Origin of the sequence: Serratia sp. H402Y (assembly GCF_051172415.1) — a bacterium.
Lineage (GTDB): Bacteria > Pseudomonadota > Gammaproteobacteria > Enterobacterales > Enterobacteriaceae > Serratia > Serratia ureilytica.
In genome coordinates this window covers 110,842-125,983 of sequence record NZ_JBPIYZ010000006.1, presented here as the reverse complement: position 1 = coordinate 125,983, position 15,142 = coordinate 110,842, and the positions used below count along the sequence as shown (strand labels likewise).

14 protein-coding genes are annotated in these 15,142 nt (G+C 57.7%); 12 read left to right on the top strand and 2 right to left on the bottom strand.

Going from position 1 to position 15,142, the window contains the following annotated elements; translation table 11 throughout:
* Positions 1–5 precede the first annotated feature (5 nt).
* From ACSBQS_RS21970 to ACSBQS_RS21950, 5 genes are read left to right on the top strand one after another with little or no spacing between them, the layout of a single operon-like run.
* Complete coding sequence (locus ACSBQS_RS21970) at positions 6–2,555, top strand: fimbria/pilus outer membrane usher protein (protein WP_197666774.1); 2,550 nt, start codon at positions 6–8, stop codon at positions 2,553–2,555.
* A gap of 10 nt (positions 2,556–2,565) precedes the next feature.
* Positions 2,566–3,624: a fimbrial protein gene (locus ACSBQS_RS21965; protein ID WP_232092632.1), complete on the top strand. Its 1,059-nt coding sequence runs from the start codon at positions 2,566–2,568 to the stop codon at positions 3,622–3,624.
* 60 nt (positions 3,625–3,684) lie between these two features.
* On the top strand, positions 3,685–4,212 hold the full coding sequence (locus ACSBQS_RS21960; protein WP_103681943.1) for a fimbrial protein: 528 nt from the start codon (positions 3,685–3,687) through the stop codon (positions 4,210–4,212).
* 59 nt (positions 4,213–4,271) lie between these two features.
* Entirely contained in the window at positions 4,272–4,967 is a 696-nt protein-coding gene (locus tag ACSBQS_RS21955) for a response regulator transcription factor (RefSeq protein WP_047026621.1), read from the top strand.
* A gap of 45 nt (positions 4,968–5,012) precedes the next feature.
* On the top strand, positions 5,013–5,696 hold the full coding sequence (locus ACSBQS_RS21950; protein ID WP_434991341.1) for a LuxR C-terminal-related transcriptional regulator: 684 nt from the start codon (positions 5,013–5,015) through the stop codon (positions 5,694–5,696).
* Between the two features lie 220 nt (positions 5,697–5,916).
* On the opposite strand, the gene ACSBQS_RS21945 is transcribed toward ACSBQS_RS21950, so the two are convergent.
* Positions 5,917–6,468 carry a tyrosine-type DNA invertase gene (locus tag ACSBQS_RS21945; RefSeq protein ID WP_033644817.1) on the bottom strand — a complete coding sequence of 184 codons (552 nt, stop codon included), beginning with the start codon at positions 6,466–6,468 and terminating at the stop codon, positions 5,917–5,919.
* A 372-nt stretch (positions 6,469–6,840) separates the two neighbouring features.
* On the opposite strand from ACSBQS_RS21945, the gene ACSBQS_RS21940 reads away from it, so the two are divergent.
* Entirely contained in the window at positions 6,841–8,493 is a 1,653-nt protein-coding gene (locus tag ACSBQS_RS21940) for a multidrug ABC transporter permease/ATP-binding protein (RefSeq protein ID WP_042785285.1), read from the top strand.
* Between the two features lie 389 nt (positions 8,494–8,882).
* Positions 8,883–8,996 (top strand): YmiA family putative membrane protein, encoded by a 114-nt coding sequence (locus ACSBQS_RS21935; RefSeq protein WP_071883595.1) that lies wholly within the window; start codon positions 8,883–8,885, stop codon positions 8,994–8,996.
* Between the two features lie 181 nt (positions 8,997–9,177).
* Here the strand turns inward: ACSBQS_RS21935 and ACSBQS_RS21930 are convergent, their stop codons facing one another.
* Positions 9,178–10,398 carry a CynX/NimT family MFS transporter gene (locus tag ACSBQS_RS21930; RefSeq protein ID WP_072627053.1) on the bottom strand — a complete coding sequence of 407 codons (1,221 nt, stop codon included), beginning with the start codon at positions 10,396–10,398 and terminating at the stop codon, positions 9,178–9,180.
* A 503-nt stretch (positions 10,399–10,901) separates the two neighbouring features.
* Between ACSBQS_RS21930 and agaR the strand changes: the two genes are divergently transcribed.
* The 5 genes from agaR to ACSBQS_RS21905 are packed head-to-tail and all read left to right on the top strand — an operon-like array spanning position 10,902 to position 15,137.
* On the top strand, positions 10,902–11,675 hold the full coding sequence (agaR, locus tag ACSBQS_RS21925) for a transcriptional repressor AgaR (RefSeq protein ID WP_004931804.1): 774 nt from the start codon (positions 10,902–10,904) through the stop codon (positions 11,673–11,675).
* Positions 11,676–11,698: 23 nt separating this feature from the next.
* Positions 11,699–12,982 (top strand): D-tagatose-bisphosphate aldolase, class II, non-catalytic subunit, encoded by a 1,284-nt coding sequence (locus ACSBQS_RS21920; protein ID WP_197750055.1) that lies wholly within the window; start codon positions 11,699–11,701, stop codon positions 12,980–12,982.
* A 1-nt stretch (position 12,983) separates the two neighbouring features.
* Positions 12,984–13,460 carry a PTS N-acetylgalactosamine transporter subunit IIB gene (gene agaV / locus ACSBQS_RS21915; protein ID WP_004931808.1) on the top strand — a complete coding sequence of 159 codons (477 nt, stop codon included), beginning with the start codon at positions 12,984–12,986 and terminating at the stop codon, positions 13,458–13,460.
* A 14-nt stretch (positions 13,461–13,474) separates the two neighbouring features.
* Positions 13,475–14,254 (top strand): PTS N-acetylgalactosamine transporter subunit IIC, encoded by a 780-nt coding sequence (gene agaW / locus ACSBQS_RS21910; protein WP_033644826.1) that lies wholly within the window; start codon positions 13,475–13,477, stop codon positions 14,252–14,254.
* A complete protein-coding gene (locus ACSBQS_RS21905) occupies positions 14,244–15,137 on the top strand; it encodes a PTS system mannose/fructose/sorbose family transporter subunit IID (protein WP_033644827.1) in 894 nt (297 codons plus the stop codon). The genes agaW and ACSBQS_RS21905 overlap by 11 nt, the downstream gene beginning before the upstream one ends.
* Positions 15,138–15,142 lie beyond the last annotated feature (5 nt).

Here is a 15,142-nt window from a genome sequence, read left to right as displayed (position 1 = left end):
AAAGGATGAATAACCCGAATTGCATTAGTTTACCAGGGGCACGATCGGTTCTGGCCAGCCTGATATCTTGCCAAATGGCGCTGCTGAGCTCGATCGGCACGGCTCATGCGCGCGATTATTTCAACCCGGCGCTGCTGGAAATTGATAATCCGGCGCTGCGCGGCGCCGATCTCTCGGTGTTTGAGGAGAACAGCAGCCAGGCGCCCGGGAACTACCGGGTCGATCTTTACCTTAACGGCGAACAGATCGACAGCCTTGACGTCGAGTTTCGGCTTATGCCGGGAGCCGACGGGAAGCAAGCGCTGCAGCCTTGTTTCAGCACGGAAAAATTGGCGGAACTGGGCGTGAGGGTGGCGATGTTTCCGGCGATGGTGCCCGGGGATAGCTGCGTCAACCTGGCACAGACCATTCCACAGGCCTCTGCGGTATTCCTGTTCAATCAGCTGAGGCTGAATTTGAGCATCCCGCAAGCGGCACTGCGCTTGAATGCGCGCGACTACGTTTCCCCGGATAAATGGGACTCCGGCATACCGGCGCTGTTGGTCAATTACAACTTCAGCGGCGCCAATAACCAGATGCGCGACAGCGAACGGCAAAACAACAATAACTATTACCTCAATCTGCGCTCGGGCATCAACTGGGGCGCCTGGCGCCTGCGTAACTATTCGATCTGGAACCATTACACCGGCGGTTCTGCTTCCTGGCGCTCAATCAACACCTACCTGCAGCGCGATATCGTTGCGTTGCAAAGCCGCCTGACCCTGGGGGACAGCACAACGCCCAGAGATGTGTTCGATAGCGTGCAGTTTCGTGGGGGGCAATTGGCCTCTGAGGACGACATCCTGCCGGACAGCATGAAAGGGTACTCGCCGGTGGTGCGCGGGATCGCGCGTACTAATGCGCAAATCGTAATCCGGCAAAACGGCTATGTGATTTATCAAAGCTATGTGCCGCCGGGGGCATTTGAAATTACCGATCTGTATCCCACGGGCGGCAGCGGCGACTTGAATGTGAACGTACGTGAGGCTGACGGCCAGGAGCAGCATTTTGTGGTGCCGTACGCCGTGGTGCCGGTATTGCAGCGCGAAGGGCGTTTTAAATACAGCCTGACCAGCGGGAAATACCGTTCATACGGCGGTGGCGTTGATGAACGCCCGTTCAGCCAGGCGACCGGGATCTACGGCCTTCCGTGGGGGGCCACGCTGTATGGCGGCGTGCAGGCGGCCAGTAAGTATCAGTCCCTGGCGCTGGGTTGGGGGCAGAACCTGGGCGCGGTGGGCGCGCTGTCTGCCGATGTCACCCAGGCCTGGACCAAGCAGGAAACCCGGCCGAAGGAGCAGGGGCAGTCATGGCGTTTGCGTTACGGCAAGAACTTCATTGAAACCGGCACTAACTTCAGCTTGGCCAGCTACCGCTATTCCACGCGCGGTTTTTATAACCTGCAAGAGGCGCTGGAGAGCTACGGCGGCAACAGCGCTATCTATAACGATCACAAAAAGAGTCGCGCCGAGCTGACGATGAGCCAAAGCTTGTGGGAGCGGGGGGGAACGCTGTCGCTCAGCCTGTTTAACGAAGACTACTGGAATGACAATCGTCGTTCGCAGTCGGTCAGCCTCAGCTACAACAACAGTTGGGAAGCTGTCAGTTACGGACTGAATTACACCTTCAACCAGAACGGCTACGACAGTAACGGCAATCGCAGCAGTATTCGTGACCATATCGTGGCCTTCAACGTCAGCGTGCCGCTCAGCAAATGGCTGCCAGGCAGCTACGCCACCTACAACATGAACGCCAGCCGCAACGGTGCCACCAGCAACAACCTTGGGTTGAGCGGCACCGCTTTGCCGGGCAACAACCTGAACTACAGCATCAGCCAGGGCTACACCGGCAGGGGCGTGGGGGCGAACGGCAATATTCAGGCGGACTACAAAGGCGCCCTCGCCGAGTGGAACCTGGGATATGGCTACGATCGCCATCGCCAACAGGTGAACTACGGCGTGCAGGGCGGTGTTCTGGTGCATCAAAACGGCGTCACGCTGTCGCAGCCGCTGGGCGATACGGTGGCATTAGTGCAGGCACCCGGCGCTTCAGGGGTGGATGTTTTGAACCAGACCGGGGTCAGCACCGACTGGCGCGGCTATGCGGTTGTGCCTTACCTGACGCCTTATCGGCGCAATATCGTCGGCCTGGACGGCGAGTCTTTCGCCGAGGATGTCGATATGACCTTGAGCAGCCAAACGGTGATCCCAACCCGTGGCGCCGTGGTGCGTGCCAGCTTCAATCCGGATGTTGGTGCCCGCGTGTTGCTGACGTTACTGACGCGCAGTGGCAATCCGGTGCCGTTCGGCGCCACCGTCAGCAATCTCAATAGCCCCTCTGATAATGCCGGCATTGTCGGCGACGGCGGGCAGGTTTATTTGGCCGGCATGGCGGAGAGTGGCCGGCTGCAGGTTAAGTGGGGCAATGACGCGGCTCAGCAGTGTCAGGCTAACTATCAATTGGCCAGTCAGCCTGAGAGCGGCGGAATACGTCTCGTTAACGGACAGTGTTTATAAGGTGCAGACAATGGCGACAGGAATATCGATTCAACGAAGGATTATTGCCGGCGGGCTATGGGCATGCGCAATGTTGGGCGCACCGCAGGTACAGGCGGCTTTCGGGCAGTGTGCTCCCATTTCGGGGACCCACGGGTTTTCATTCCTCTTTTCCCCGCGTTTAACCGACCCGTCTCAAAACGTAACGGGGCGAATTATTAGTAATGCAGCCGGTAACAACTGGAACTTGTCTGGTTCGTATTACGTAAAATGCGAGTGCCAGCAACGTACGGCATCCTATGTTACCGCCAAGGTGGCGCTGAGCGATCCAGTATTCAGCGAAAACCAACTGACTTATTACGCACTGAATGAGTATTTGGGCGTTGCCAGTGAGGTCTACGTGGCGGGTTATCGTAACGAGTACATCCCCACACCGTTTGAAAATGAAACAAATAAAAAAACCGATATGGATGGAGATGACGAATCCTGCGCCAGCACACCTTACAACAGCGGGGCTCGCGGGCGAATTCACTTGTATTTCCGCCGTCCTTTCGTTGGCGTGACCACCATCCCCAGCACTCGCCTGGTAGACACCTACGTCTCGGTGGCGAGTGGCGTGAAAAGCGATGTGCCGGTTTCTACGGTTTCCATGAGCGGCACCGTCACCGTGCCGCAGAGTTGTGTTATCGAACCGCAAACGGTCACGGTCGATTTTGGCGATATCTTGACGTCGGATTTCCAAACCAAGGGCGCGATGCCCCCCCGCTTTACACCACATGAGAAAACGCTGACGCTGGCCTGCCGCAATATATCCGATGGCGTCAAGGTCAGCCTGTCATTTCGCGGAGAGGCCGACGGCAACATGCCGGAGGCGCTGAAGACCAGCAACCGCGATATCGGCGTGATGATTAAGGATATGCAGGGCAATGTGATACGGCCGCAGAGCGGGCGCTTGCCTATCGATAACTTCTACTATCCCAACCAAAAGGGCAGTTCTCAGATCAGCGTGTATCCGATCAATACCACCGGGCAAGCCCCTTCAGTGGGGCAGTTTAATGCCACGGCGACCATTCAGGCCGAAATCCAATAAACGGATATTTCAACGGCAGCGGGCTGACGGGCCCCTGCGTTTAACGACAAGGAGCAGATTATGGTGAAAATGTGTAATCGTTTTGGCTGCAACCTGGCGCTGACCGGCGCGTTGCTTTTGACCGTACCGGCGGCGCACGCGGTATCGAAAATAGTGATTAGCGGCAACATTAAAGCCGCCCCCTGCGAAATCGACGGGGCGAACGGCACTGTGTCCGTCAATTTGGGAGACGATATTTCCGCTGCTACCCTGGCGACGTCCGGGGCTTTCAGCCCCTGGATAGAGTTTCCTCTGACGTTAAAAAACTGCCCAAGCACCACCACCTCTGTCGTCGCGACCTTCAGCGGGACGCCCGCCGAGGAAAGCGCCAGCTTGTACAAGAGCAACGGCGGCTCTCGTCGGGTGCAAATTGAGTTGCAGAATAGCCAAGGGGCCAACCTGGGCAATGGCAAGAGCATGACGCAACTGGTGGATCGCGCGACGAATAATGCCAGATTCGATTTGCGTGCGCGCGCATACAGCACCCATGGCGGATCGACGCCAGGTTCAATAGACGGCGCTCTGCAGGTCACTTTTGTCTATCAGTAGGCAATGGGACAAAAGGGCCGGCGTGGGCGGAAGGTTAACGACAGAGTTAAGGTGATGATATGAAAATCAATTATCCCAATGGAATGGCCTTGGCGGCGGGCAATGAAGCGGCGAGTGCCGTGGCTATCATGGAACCCTGCGCCATGACGGCTCTGGGGATGAGAAACCGGTTGATTGAATCCTGCGGTCTCCAACCTGGCAACATTCGGCAGGTGGCGAATCTGGTGGAACTGAGAGCCTTATTGACTGAGCATCCGCATCGTTTATTGGTGATGGAGCTGTGTGGTCAATCAGAGTCGGTATTGGAGGGATTCAAGCTGATCGCTGAGGTGCGGGAAAATTCGCCGGACACCGCGATTGTCATTTGTACGGCATTGGATGAACCGAGGCTGTTGCGGCAGCTCATCGCTTCCGGCATTCGCGGCCTGATGCTGAAGCAGGAACCGGCTATTGCATTGACCCACTGTGTTCAGCAAGTCCTGACAGGCAGTTGCAGCTTCAGCCACCGGGTACGCCAACGTCAATTGCATGAGGCTGGCGCCGATAAACCGCTGACGGCGAAGGAATTGGATGTGTTGACCCAACTGTTTTCCGGTAAGAGCGTGACCAGCGTGGCGCTGACCATGTGCCGTGATATCCGCACCGTCAGCACCCATAAACGCAATGCGATGTTGAAGCTGGGGTTTCACAGCGATGGGGAACTGTATCTTCAGGGGAAATGGATGGCTGCGCAAGGTTCATCCTTGGTTCGCTAGGCAAGCGCACGAGGTCTCGTGGGCAAGCAAGCATAGGAGCAGATTATGCATTTATGGCGTCAGCAACCGCTGAACATAGCATTAATGGACAGATGTCCATTGACGCTGGAAGGGTTGGCCAGTTTTTTAAAAACGCTGCCAACCCAGGTAAAAGTCGTCGTAAAGGAAACCAGCGTACGTGCGGTAGTGGATAGCGTGGTCTATCAGCAGGCTGACGTGCTGATTACCGAACTGGACGGTGAAGATGAGACGCCCGCTAAGGGCAGGGAAGCGTTGCTGGCCCTGTGCACGCAACTGCCCGAATTACGGGTGATTGCCTATACCCGTTGCCGTAATGCAGAAGAGTTAGGGCGATTGTTGCCTCAGCCCAATGTCAGCATCGTCGCCAGAGATGACGCTTTACCGCTGGTGGCGGAGTTTTTTAATCGGGTCTTGCTTGGGGAGCGAGTGTTGAGCCCACAGATAGGGACTTTTCTGGCACCCTCGGTTAGCGCAGATGAGGTGTTCACCCGAAAGCTGACTCGCTGCGAGACTGATGTGTTGGACTTTTTGTTCAACGGCATGAGCCTGCGGCAAATTGCCGAATTGCAACGCCGCAGCATCAAGACGATCAGCGCGCATAAATGCAGCGCCATGCGCAAACTGCAGGTGAAGAATGACAGCGAACTATTTTCATTGCACGGCAATATTACGCGGCAATTTGGCGGGAAGTGGTCAAAGGGGACTTAATCGTTAATGACAGGGTATAAGCAGGTAGCATAGGCGTTGAAAAAACAATCAAACAAGTGTTCCCCTGGGCGGGTGGATGAAAGCAGCTCGGCGTTGGAATAGTGCTGAATTAGACCGTTGTTGACGTGCCGGGCTGCATTTTTCCATCCGATATTTTTACCTTACTCGATGCGCATGTTAAAAGAAGATGAGCGCCTGCACCGTTATATCCATCGTAAGATTAAATGCTGATCGTGCGGAATCGCTCTACATTGGTTGCGGTGTAGATCACCGTATTCTGGATATTTTTGTGCCCTAAATAATCCTGAATCAAGCGCGTATCGACCCCGTTATCTGCAAGCGCGTAACCGCAGGAGTGTCGCAGCATGTGAGGATGAACTTGAACGCTAATACCGGCCATTTCACCGTACATTCTCATTAGGCGATACAGTTGCTGACGTGAAATTTGCCCGCCGTGGCGCGACAGAAATAACCATGGGGAATTGGCGTCAGGATAGTTCGCCCGCTGGGCCAGCCAGTTTAACAGCGCCTGTCGTTCTCGCGGCTGAATGGGGTGCTGAACGGAAAAACCGTTCTTTAGCCGAGATATATGGATCCGATGGGAGGTAAGATCAATATCTTGCAGGCGTAATGATCGCAGTTCGCTCACCCGCAAGCCGTGAATGAAGCACATTAATAGTAAACAACGATCTCGAATGCTATTTTTACCCTCATGCACGGCGGCAATCAGTTGTTCAATTTCAATCTGGCTAAGGAATTTCCTTTTTTTCATTTTCCTTTCCTGCGTATCTGGTACTGTCGATTTCCATCATGAAGTTTTATTAAAGCATTGGAACATAATAGGCGGCAAAGAAAATAAATAATTTTACTTGCTAAAGCATGGGTTTATTTTATATTTTTCTTTTTGTTATTTTTTTAGTGAATGTATTTTGATTTTATAGATCTATTTTCTTTAGCAGCTTATTTAATTGGCGAATATTTAGCGCCCAGAGCGAACGATGCTGCGAATTGGCCGCCGGCAGGCAGCAACCGCGATAACGCCTCACCCCGACCGGTGCTTGATAAGCTGCGATGAGAATTCGTCTTGATCTCATTCTCACGCCGCTTACAATGCCTGCCAGATCGCGACTTCAGAGGTTTGTTCATGGAACTGCTACGGGTGGTTTATCGCCAGTATCGTTGGCCATTTCTGGCGGTTATGGCATTGACCATGGCCAGCGCCGGTTTAGGCATCGGTATCATTGCTTTTATCAATCAATATCTGATGGACGTCAGCGGCAACCCATTGGCCGTGTTGCCGATGTTTCTCGCCCTGCTGGCATTGTTGATAGCGGTCACGTTGGGTTCACAGCTGGCGCTGACCACATTGGGCCATTACTTCGTCTATCGGCTGCGTGGGCAACTGGTGAAGCGCATTCTGGATACCGAGATCGAGCGCCTCGAACAGTTAGGCAGCGCCTCATTGCTGGCCAGTCTGTCCAGTGACATCCGCAATATCACCATCGCCTTCGTGCGCTTGCCCGAATTGGTGCAAGGGGTGATTTTGACCCTGGGGGCAGCGGCCTATCTGGGGTGGTTATCGCCGAAAATGCTGGCGGTCACGGCGGTTTGGGTGGCGGTGACCGTGGTGGGTAGCGGCTGCCTGGTGTCACGGGTTTATCGCCATATGGCCAGTTTGCGCGAGTCAGAAGAGCGTCTCTATCATCGTTATGAATCGGTGATTGACGGCCGTAAGGAACTGACGTTGAACCGCAAACGGGCGCAGGCGTTATACGAGCAGGCCTATCAGCCCGACGCGCAAGCCTATCGCTACCATATCATTCGCGCCGATACCTTCCATTTGAGTGCGCTCAATTGGTCAAACATCATGATGTTGGGGGCGATCGGGTTGGTGTTCTTTATGGCCAACAGTTTGGGATGGGCGGACTCGACGGTGGCCGCGACCTACTCGCTGACGCTGCTGTTCTTGCGCACGCCCTTACTGCAGGCCGTGGGGGCGTTTCCGACGCTGGTCGGCGCCGAAGTGGCCTTCAACAAGCTAAAAGCGCTGCGTTTGGCCGAGTATCAGCCGGGGTTTCCAGCCGCCGTTGGCCGTTCCTGGCAGACGCTGGAGCTGCGCGACGTGGTTTTTCACTATGCAGATGCGGAACAACAGCCCGGTTTTACCGTCGGGCCGCTCAATCTGACGCTGCGGCGCGGTGAGCTGGTGTTTCTTATCGGCGGCAACGGCAGCGGCAAGTCAACGCTGGCGATGCTGTTGACCGGATTGTATCGGCCGGTAAGCGGGCACATCGTTCTGGATGGCGTCGCACAGACCGCGGCGGATATGCCGGACTATCGCCGGCTGTTTTCAGCGATTTTCACCGATTTTCATCAGTTCGATCGTTTACAAGGACCGGAAGGCGGCGAACCTGATGCGGCGCTGGTCGCGCATTGGCTTGAACGGTTGAATATGAAAAGCAAATTGCAGTTCGACGGCGCCAGAGTGACCAACCCGCAACTGTCGCAGGGGCAGCGCAAACGTCTGGCCCTGTTGCTGGCGGTGGCGGAACAACGCGATATTTTGCTGTTGGATGAATGGGCCGCTGATCAGGATCCGCAGTTCCGGCGCATTTTCTATCGCGAACTGTTGCCGGCGCTGCGCGCGTTAGGCAAAACGGTGTTCGCCATCAGCCATGACGATCACTATTTCGAACACGCCGATCGGTTGCTGGAGATGCGCTCAGGCCATTTACGCGAGTTGACCGGCAGCGAGCGTGAACACGCCAGCCGGGATTCCGTCAGCAGGATCGGTTAACTTACGTCGGCCCGTGCCAGACCAAAACGGGCCGGCGCTTCTCCCGCGCATTATTTCAGTGCGTCGCTTCATTTTCTCTCCCTCCTCCAATGCTGTCTGCTGCCGATTTGGCTTACGACCAGTCAAATAATTGATGTTTGAATTATTTACCGGTGGTTTAATTTTGACCTTTAAAGGTGTGGCACACTGCGCATTCGTTCGCCTATCAAAACACGTTCTCGCCTGCCGATAACAGTGATATCCACGGTGCCGTTCTGGCTGATTCGGCAATGCAGACCTATGGGTAGCAGCATTTTTTTAAATTTCCATAGGAAAAAACGACTTTATTGATCGTTAAAATAGATCAATAATTTTATTTTGAGTGGTTTAATCTATTGGTTAGGGGCGCTGTGGTGAGCAAGGATGGATCAAATATCAAACGTAAAGCATGGCTATGCGTGTTTATCGTTAGTGGGCTGTTCTGGCTGCTAACCGCTGCCGTGATTTACTGGTTACTGAGTTAGCAGGTTAAGCAGGAAGACGATTCGTGAACAAGAAGCAGGCTAAAAACCGTGAGGGCGCTCAGCGTCGCGCGCAGTCAAAAATTCCGCCTTCATGGGGGCTGAGCGATGAGCAGCGCGCCTTTATTGAAGATTTATGGCAGGATACCGACCCCGTAGCGGCGCGGCCCATCGCTCAGCGACGTTAGCCGATCACGCGGCTGCGGCCGGCCAGCGCGCCGAACAGCATTTGCAAGACGGTCAGGCATAGCAGAGCGATCAACGGCCAGCGCCAGCCTTCCGTCAGATCGTGCAACAGGCCGAATAAGGTGGGCCCCAGCGCCGCCAACAGATAACCGACGGATTGCGCCATGCCCGACAGCAGCGTCGCCTGATGATGATGCTGACTGCGCAATCCAAAGAACGACAGCGCCAGCACCAGCGAACTCCCCGCTCCCAACCCGGCAAACGTCAGCCATACCAGTGAACTGGCGGGTTGCACCAATAATCCACCGACGCCGATAAAGATCAGCAGAGAACTGCCCAGCGCTATCGCCCGCTGATCGCGCGCCCGCGGCAAAATCACCACCATGACAAAGTTGGCGACGATCGCCACCACCTGATAAACGAACAGCTCGAAGCCCGCCTGCTGGGCTGAGGCGCCGTGGCTGACGGCAAAGGCGCTGAACCAGCCGATAATGGTGTAGAAGGCGATCGATTGCAGCCCCATGAACATCGCCACTTGCCAGCCCAGCGCGCTGCCCCAGGGAGAGCGATAACGTTGCGGCTCTGCCGATTGTGGCTCTTTGGCTGCGGGTATGGCTGTGCGCCGCAGCTGCGGCAACCAGATCAACAGCGCCAACAGCGCAGGTAATCCCCAGCACAGCAAGGAGAAGCGCCAGCCGAGATCGGCCAGGGAAGCCAGCGGTACCGCCAGACCGGAGGCGATGGCGGCGACCAGTGACATCACCGCTGCATAGGCCGCTATCATCGCGGCGGCGCGATGAGGAAAATCTCTTTTCACCAGCGTTGGCAGCACCACATTGGCGAAGGCGATGGCGGCGCCGATCAGAACGCTTCCCAGCCACAGCATGGCGTCTTGCGGCAGGGAACGCAGCGCGATGCCGCAAACCAGCAGTGCGAGGGCAAAGCCCAGGGTGCGTTCGATTCCGAAGCGTTTCGCCAGCGCCGGGGTGAGTGGCGAGAGGACGGCGAACAGGATCAGCGGCAGCGAGTTGATCAGGCCGGCGGCGGTGGCGGACAACGCCAGCTGTTGCTGAATCTGTTCCAGCAGCGGGCCGACGCTGGTGAGGGCGGCGCGCAGGTTAGCCGCGATCAGCATGATGCCAACGATCAGCAGAGCAGGGCGATGCAAACGGCGACGCGGGGTCGCGATGGATGATGAAGATGAAGCGGGTTGCGGCATGAGTTCCTCGCACCAGGGCATGCAGACAATCAGCGCTGCATGGCGTGATGCGTTGATTGACGTTAACGCTTACGTACCGACAAGGAGCCGATATCTGATCGCAAGTGTAGGGAAGATGGCTCGTGCTGACAAGGGGATGGCCCGGCGGGATGGAGAGGGCTGATCCCCACCGGCCGCAGGATAATTACCATTATGTGATCCTGGTCACTTAGCGAACTAAAAGTCATAGTGCAGGACGGGGTCTGCAGCGCTTTCACTTCTGCCGCCGCCGGTGCGGCTGCTCTCCGGCGCTCATGCTCGTCATGGCATTTCATTTTTCTCCCATTCCATTTTTTGGCTTTTCGATTCGTTTCGATTCGAAAGGTTTTTTGGCGGTTTTTTTGCTAAAACGGGGCTGTAAGCCCGATCACAATTTCATTGCTTTCGCTTTGCTGTAATGCCAGCGCAGTAGAGCGAAAGCCATCTTCTCCCCGGCGATACCGGAAACCTGAGGACCGCAGCTCATGCCAGTGAATACCGCAAAGCGACGTGAACACATCATCGATCTGTTATGCGAGCACGGCAGCGTGCGTGTGGAACAGCTCAGCAAACAGTTTGCAGTATCCACGGTGACGATCCGCAACGATCTGCGCTTTCTGGAACGAAAAGGGTGTGCGCTGCGCGCTTACGGCGGCGCAATGCTCAATCAGCAATTCGCTTTCGATCGGCCGCTGCGGGACAAAGGGCGGTTGAATCGCGATGTCAAAACGCTGATCGCCAACGCGGCGGCCGGCTATGTGCGCGACGGCGATGCGCTGATCCTCGATTCCGGTTCAACCACCGCGCAGATTGTGCCGTTCCTGAAGGGGCGGCGCGATCTGGTGGTGATGACCAACGCGCTGAACATTGCCTATGAGCTTTCGGGAAACGATGGGGTGGAAGTCATGGTGCTGGGGGGCAGCGTGCGCCGCAACTCTTACTCGCTCTACGGCCCGGCTGCCGAGCAGCAATTGCGTCAGTACCGCTTCGACAAGCTGTTTTTGGGCGTCGACGGGTTCGATCTGAGCGCCGGCATCACCACGCCTCACCCCGGTGAAGCGCACCTCAATCGCGTGATGTGCGAGGTGGCGCGCGAGATTATCGCGGTGGCGGATGCCAGCAAATTCGGTCGCAAGAGCTTTTGCATGATTCGCGAAGCCGGACAAATCCATCGGCTGATCACTGACAGCCGTCTTCCGGACGATTACGAGCGGGCGTTAACCGAGCTGGGCGTGGAGGTCATCATCGCCGATCGGTAGCACGGCGCCTGCATGGGGGCTTCATGCAGCAGTTGTTACAGCTTGTCGAGCAGCACAAGGCCGGTATGCCGGTCGGGATTTTTTCCGTCTGTTCCGCCCATCCCTGGGTTCTGGAGGCCGCGCTGCGGCAGGCTAAAAGCCGCGGCACGCCGGTGTTGGTGGAAGCGACCTCCAACCAGGTCAATCAGTTCGGCGGCTATACCGGCCAAACGGCGGCCCAGTTCCGCGATGCGCTTTGGCGTCTGGCGGATGAGGTTGGCCTGGCGCGCGAGCGCGTGTGGCTGGGCGGCGATCATCTGGGGCCGAACGCCTGGCAGGATCGCCCGGCTCAGGAAGCGATGGCGCTGGCGGAAACGTTGATCGACGATTACGTTCGCGCCGGATTTCGCAAAATTCATCTCGATTGTTCCATGTCGTGCGCCGGCGATCCCTCGCCCCTGGGAGATGCGGCGGTCGCCGAGCGTGCGGCACGCCTGTGCGCGGTGGCGGAACGCGCCTGGGCGCAGAGCGGCGGCGAAGCGCCGGTCTATGTGATCGGCACCGAGGTGCCGGTGCCGGGCGGGGCGCAGGAGGCGTTGGCGGGCCTGCAGGTCACCACGCCGCAGGCGGTGGCGCAAACGCTGGAAATGCACCGTATCGCCTGGCAAAAAGCCGAGCTGAACGATGCCTGGCAGCGAACCATTGCGCTGGTGGTGCAGCCGGGCGTCGAGTTCGATCACCACAGCGTCGAACGTTATCAGCCGCAGCGCGCCGACGCATTGAGCCATTTCATCGAACGGCAGCCGGGCATGATCTATGAAGCGCACTCTACGGATTACCAACCGCCGCAGGCCTATCGCCAGTTGGTGCGCGATCACTTCGCCATCCTGAAAGTGGGGCCGGCGCTGACCTTTGCGCTGCGAGAAGCGCTGTTCGCCCTCGATCGCATCGAGCGTGAATGGCTGGGGGAACGCCAGTCGTCGCAGCTGCGCGCCACGCTGGAACAGGTGATGCGCGAGCAGCCGCAGCAGTGGAGCCGCTATTACCACGGCACGCCGCACCAACAGTATCTCGATCGCCACTACAGCCTGAGCGATCGGGTGCGTTACTACTGGCCGCAGCCGCAGGTGCAGCAGGCGGTCGACGGCTTGCTGGACAACCTGCGCCGCAACCCGGCGCCGTTGGCGCTGCTCAGCCAGTACCTGCCGGATCAGGCGCGGGCGCTGAATGCCGGCGAGTTGAGCACCGATCCGCAGGAGTGGGTGCTGCATAAAGTGACGCAGGTACTCGACGATTACCACGCCGCCTGTTACCCGGAGGGCCGCTAGCATGCCGAACATTTTAATGACCCGCATCGACAATCGCCTGGTGCACGGCCAGGTGGGCGTGACCTGGACCAATACCCTCGGCGCCAACCTGGTGGTGGTGGCCAACGACGAGGCCGCCGCCGATCCGGTGCAGCAGAACCTGATGGACATGGTGGTGGCGGAAGGGGTGCAGACCCGTTATTTCACGCTGCAGAAAACCATTGACGTGATCCACAAGGCGGCGGATCGGCAGAAGATCTTTCTGGTGTGCAAAACGCCGCAGGACGTGTTGACGCTGGTGCGCGGCGGGGTGCCGATCCGTTTCGTCAACGTCGGCAATATGCACTTCGCCGAGGGGAAGCGGCAGGTGCACAAAACGGTGTCGCTGGACGACGGCGACGTGGCCGCGTTCCGCGCGCTGGCGGAACTGGGCGTGGAGTGCGAAGTGCGACGGGTGCCGGATGAAGCGGGTGAGGCGATCGGCAAACTGCTCTTTTGAGCCAGGGGGAAAGCATGTTGACGGATGCGTTATTGATTGCGCTGTTGGCCGGGCTGGCGGGGGTTGACCTGTTCGACGGTCTGACCCACTTCCACCGGCCGGTAGTGATGGGGCCGCTGGTGGGGCTGATTTTGGGCGATGTCTATACCGGGTTGCTGGTGGGTGGCACGCTGGAGCTTGTGTGGATGGGGATGGTGCCGTTGGCGGGAGCCCAACCGCCTAACGTGGTGATCGGCGGGGTGATCGGCACCGCATTCGCCATTCTGACCAAAGCCGATCCTAAAGTGGCGATCGGCGTGGCGGTGCCGTTCTCGATCGCGGTGCAGGGCTGCATCACGCTGCTGTTTACGTTGTTCTCGCCGATGATGCACCGCTGCGATCGCATGGTGAAAGCGCTGAACTGGCGCGGCATTGAACGGGTGAACTATCTCGGCATCGGCATTCTGTTCATCTTCTATTTCGTGGTGGCGTTCCTGCCGATTTACTTCGGCGCCGATGCGGCCAGCGCCATGGTGCAGAAAGCGCCGGGCTGGCTGCTGGACGGGCTGGCGGTGGCGGGCGGCATGATGCCGGCGATCGGTTTCTCGCTGCTGATGAAGGTGATGATGAAAAAAACCTACGTGGCCTATTTTATCCTCGGTTTCATCTCGGTCACGTTTCTCAAACTGCCGATCCTGGCGGTGGCGCTGGGCGCCCTGGCGATCGCTTTGATTGATTTCTTCAACACGCAACGCGGCGCGGCAGAGGCGACGGCCCGGCCCGCTCCGCAGGAGGACGCCGAAGATGGCATTTAACGATTCCGACGATCTGCTGGCGCAAAAGGCCGAGCAGCGTATGGCGCAGGCGCTGGCCACCAGCCAGGTGGAGCAGGACGACTATCTGGACAGCCGGCCCGCCGAAGCGCTGACGCGCGGCGACATCAACCGCATGGCCTGGCGTTCGCTGTTGCTACAGGCGTCGTTCAACTACGAGCGCATGCAGGCGGGCGGCTGGCTGTATCAGCTGATCCCCGCGCTGCGCAAGATCCACCGCAACCCGCAGGATCTGGCCAACTCGATGAAGATGCACATGGAATTTATCAACGTGCACCCGTTCGACGTCACCTTCCTGTCCGGCCTGGTGCTGGCGATGGAGCAGAACAAGGAAAAGATCTCCACCATTCGCGCGGTGAAAGTGGCGCTGATGGGGCCGCTCGGCGGTATCGGCGACGCGCTGTTTTGGCTGACGCTGTTGCCGATCTGCGCCGGCATAGGCGCTTCGCTGGCATTGGAGGGCAGCCTGTTCGGGCCGATCGTCTTCCTGCTGCTGTTCAACCTGTTCCACTTCGGCCTGCGTTTTGGGCTGGCGCACTACGGCTATCAGGCCGGCACCAGCGCGCTGGCGCTGCTGAAGACCCATACCCGGCGCATTTCTCACGCCGCTTCCATTGTCGGCATGACGGTGATCGGCGCGCTGGTGGCCTCGTACGTGCACCTGTCCACGCCGCTGGTGATGCATGCCGGCAAGGCCAGCGTGGCACTGCAGACCGACGTGCTGGACAAGTTGATGCCCAACTTGCTGCCGCTGTGCTTTACGCTGCTCATTTTCTTCCTGATGAAGCGCGGATTCTCGCCGGTGAAGCTGATTGGCGTCACGGTAGCGATCGGCGTGGCGGGCAAATTTATCGGCATTTTATGAGGAGC

Excerpts from the sequence above, each read along its gene's own strand:
- ACSBQS_RS21905 (WP_033644827.1), top strand. The coding sequence starts at position 14,244 with ATGGCATTTAACGATTCCGACGATCTGCTGGCGCAAAAGGCCGAGCAG.
- ACSBQS_RS21945 (WP_033644817.1), bottom strand. The coding sequence starts at position 6,468 with ATGAAAAAAAGGAAATTCCTTAGCCAGATTGAAATTGAACAACTGATT.
- ACSBQS_RS21930 (WP_072627053.1), bottom strand. The coding sequence starts at position 10,398 with ATGCCGCAACCCGCTTCATCTTCATCATCCATCGCGACCCCGCGTCGC.
- agaW (WP_033644826.1), top strand. The coding sequence starts at position 13,475 with ATGTTGACGGATGCGTTATTGATTGCGCTGTTGGCCGGGCTGGCGGGG.
- ACSBQS_RS21955 (WP_047026621.1), top strand. The coding sequence starts at position 4,272 with ATGAAAATCAATTATCCCAATGGAATGGCCTTGGCGGCGGGCAATGAA.
- ACSBQS_RS21970 (WP_197666774.1), top strand. The coding sequence starts at position 6 with ATGAATAACCCGAATTGCATTAGTTTACCAGGGGCACGATCGGTTCTG.
- ACSBQS_RS21940 (WP_042785285.1), top strand. The coding sequence starts at position 6,841 with ATGGAACTGCTACGGGTGGTTTATCGCCAGTATCGTTGGCCATTTCTG.
- ACSBQS_RS21950 (WP_434991341.1), top strand. The coding sequence starts at position 5,013 with ATGCATTTATGGCGTCAGCAACCGCTGAACATAGCATTAATGGACAGA.
- ACSBQS_RS21920 (WP_197750055.1), top strand. The coding sequence starts at position 11,699 with ATGCAGCAGTTGTTACAGCTTGTCGAGCAGCACAAGGCCGGTATGCCG.
- ACSBQS_RS21965 (WP_232092632.1), top strand. The coding sequence starts at position 2,566 with ATGGCGACAGGAATATCGATTCAACGAAGGATTATTGCCGGCGGGCTA.
- ACSBQS_RS21960 (WP_103681943.1), top strand. The coding sequence starts at position 3,685 with ATGGTGAAAATGTGTAATCGTTTTGGCTGCAACCTGGCGCTGACCGGC.
- agaV (WP_004931808.1), top strand. The coding sequence starts at position 12,984 with ATGCCGAACATTTTAATGACCCGCATCGACAATCGCCTGGTGCACGGC.
- agaR (WP_004931804.1), top strand. The coding sequence starts at position 10,902 with ATGCCAGTGAATACCGCAAAGCGACGTGAACACATCATCGATCTGTTA.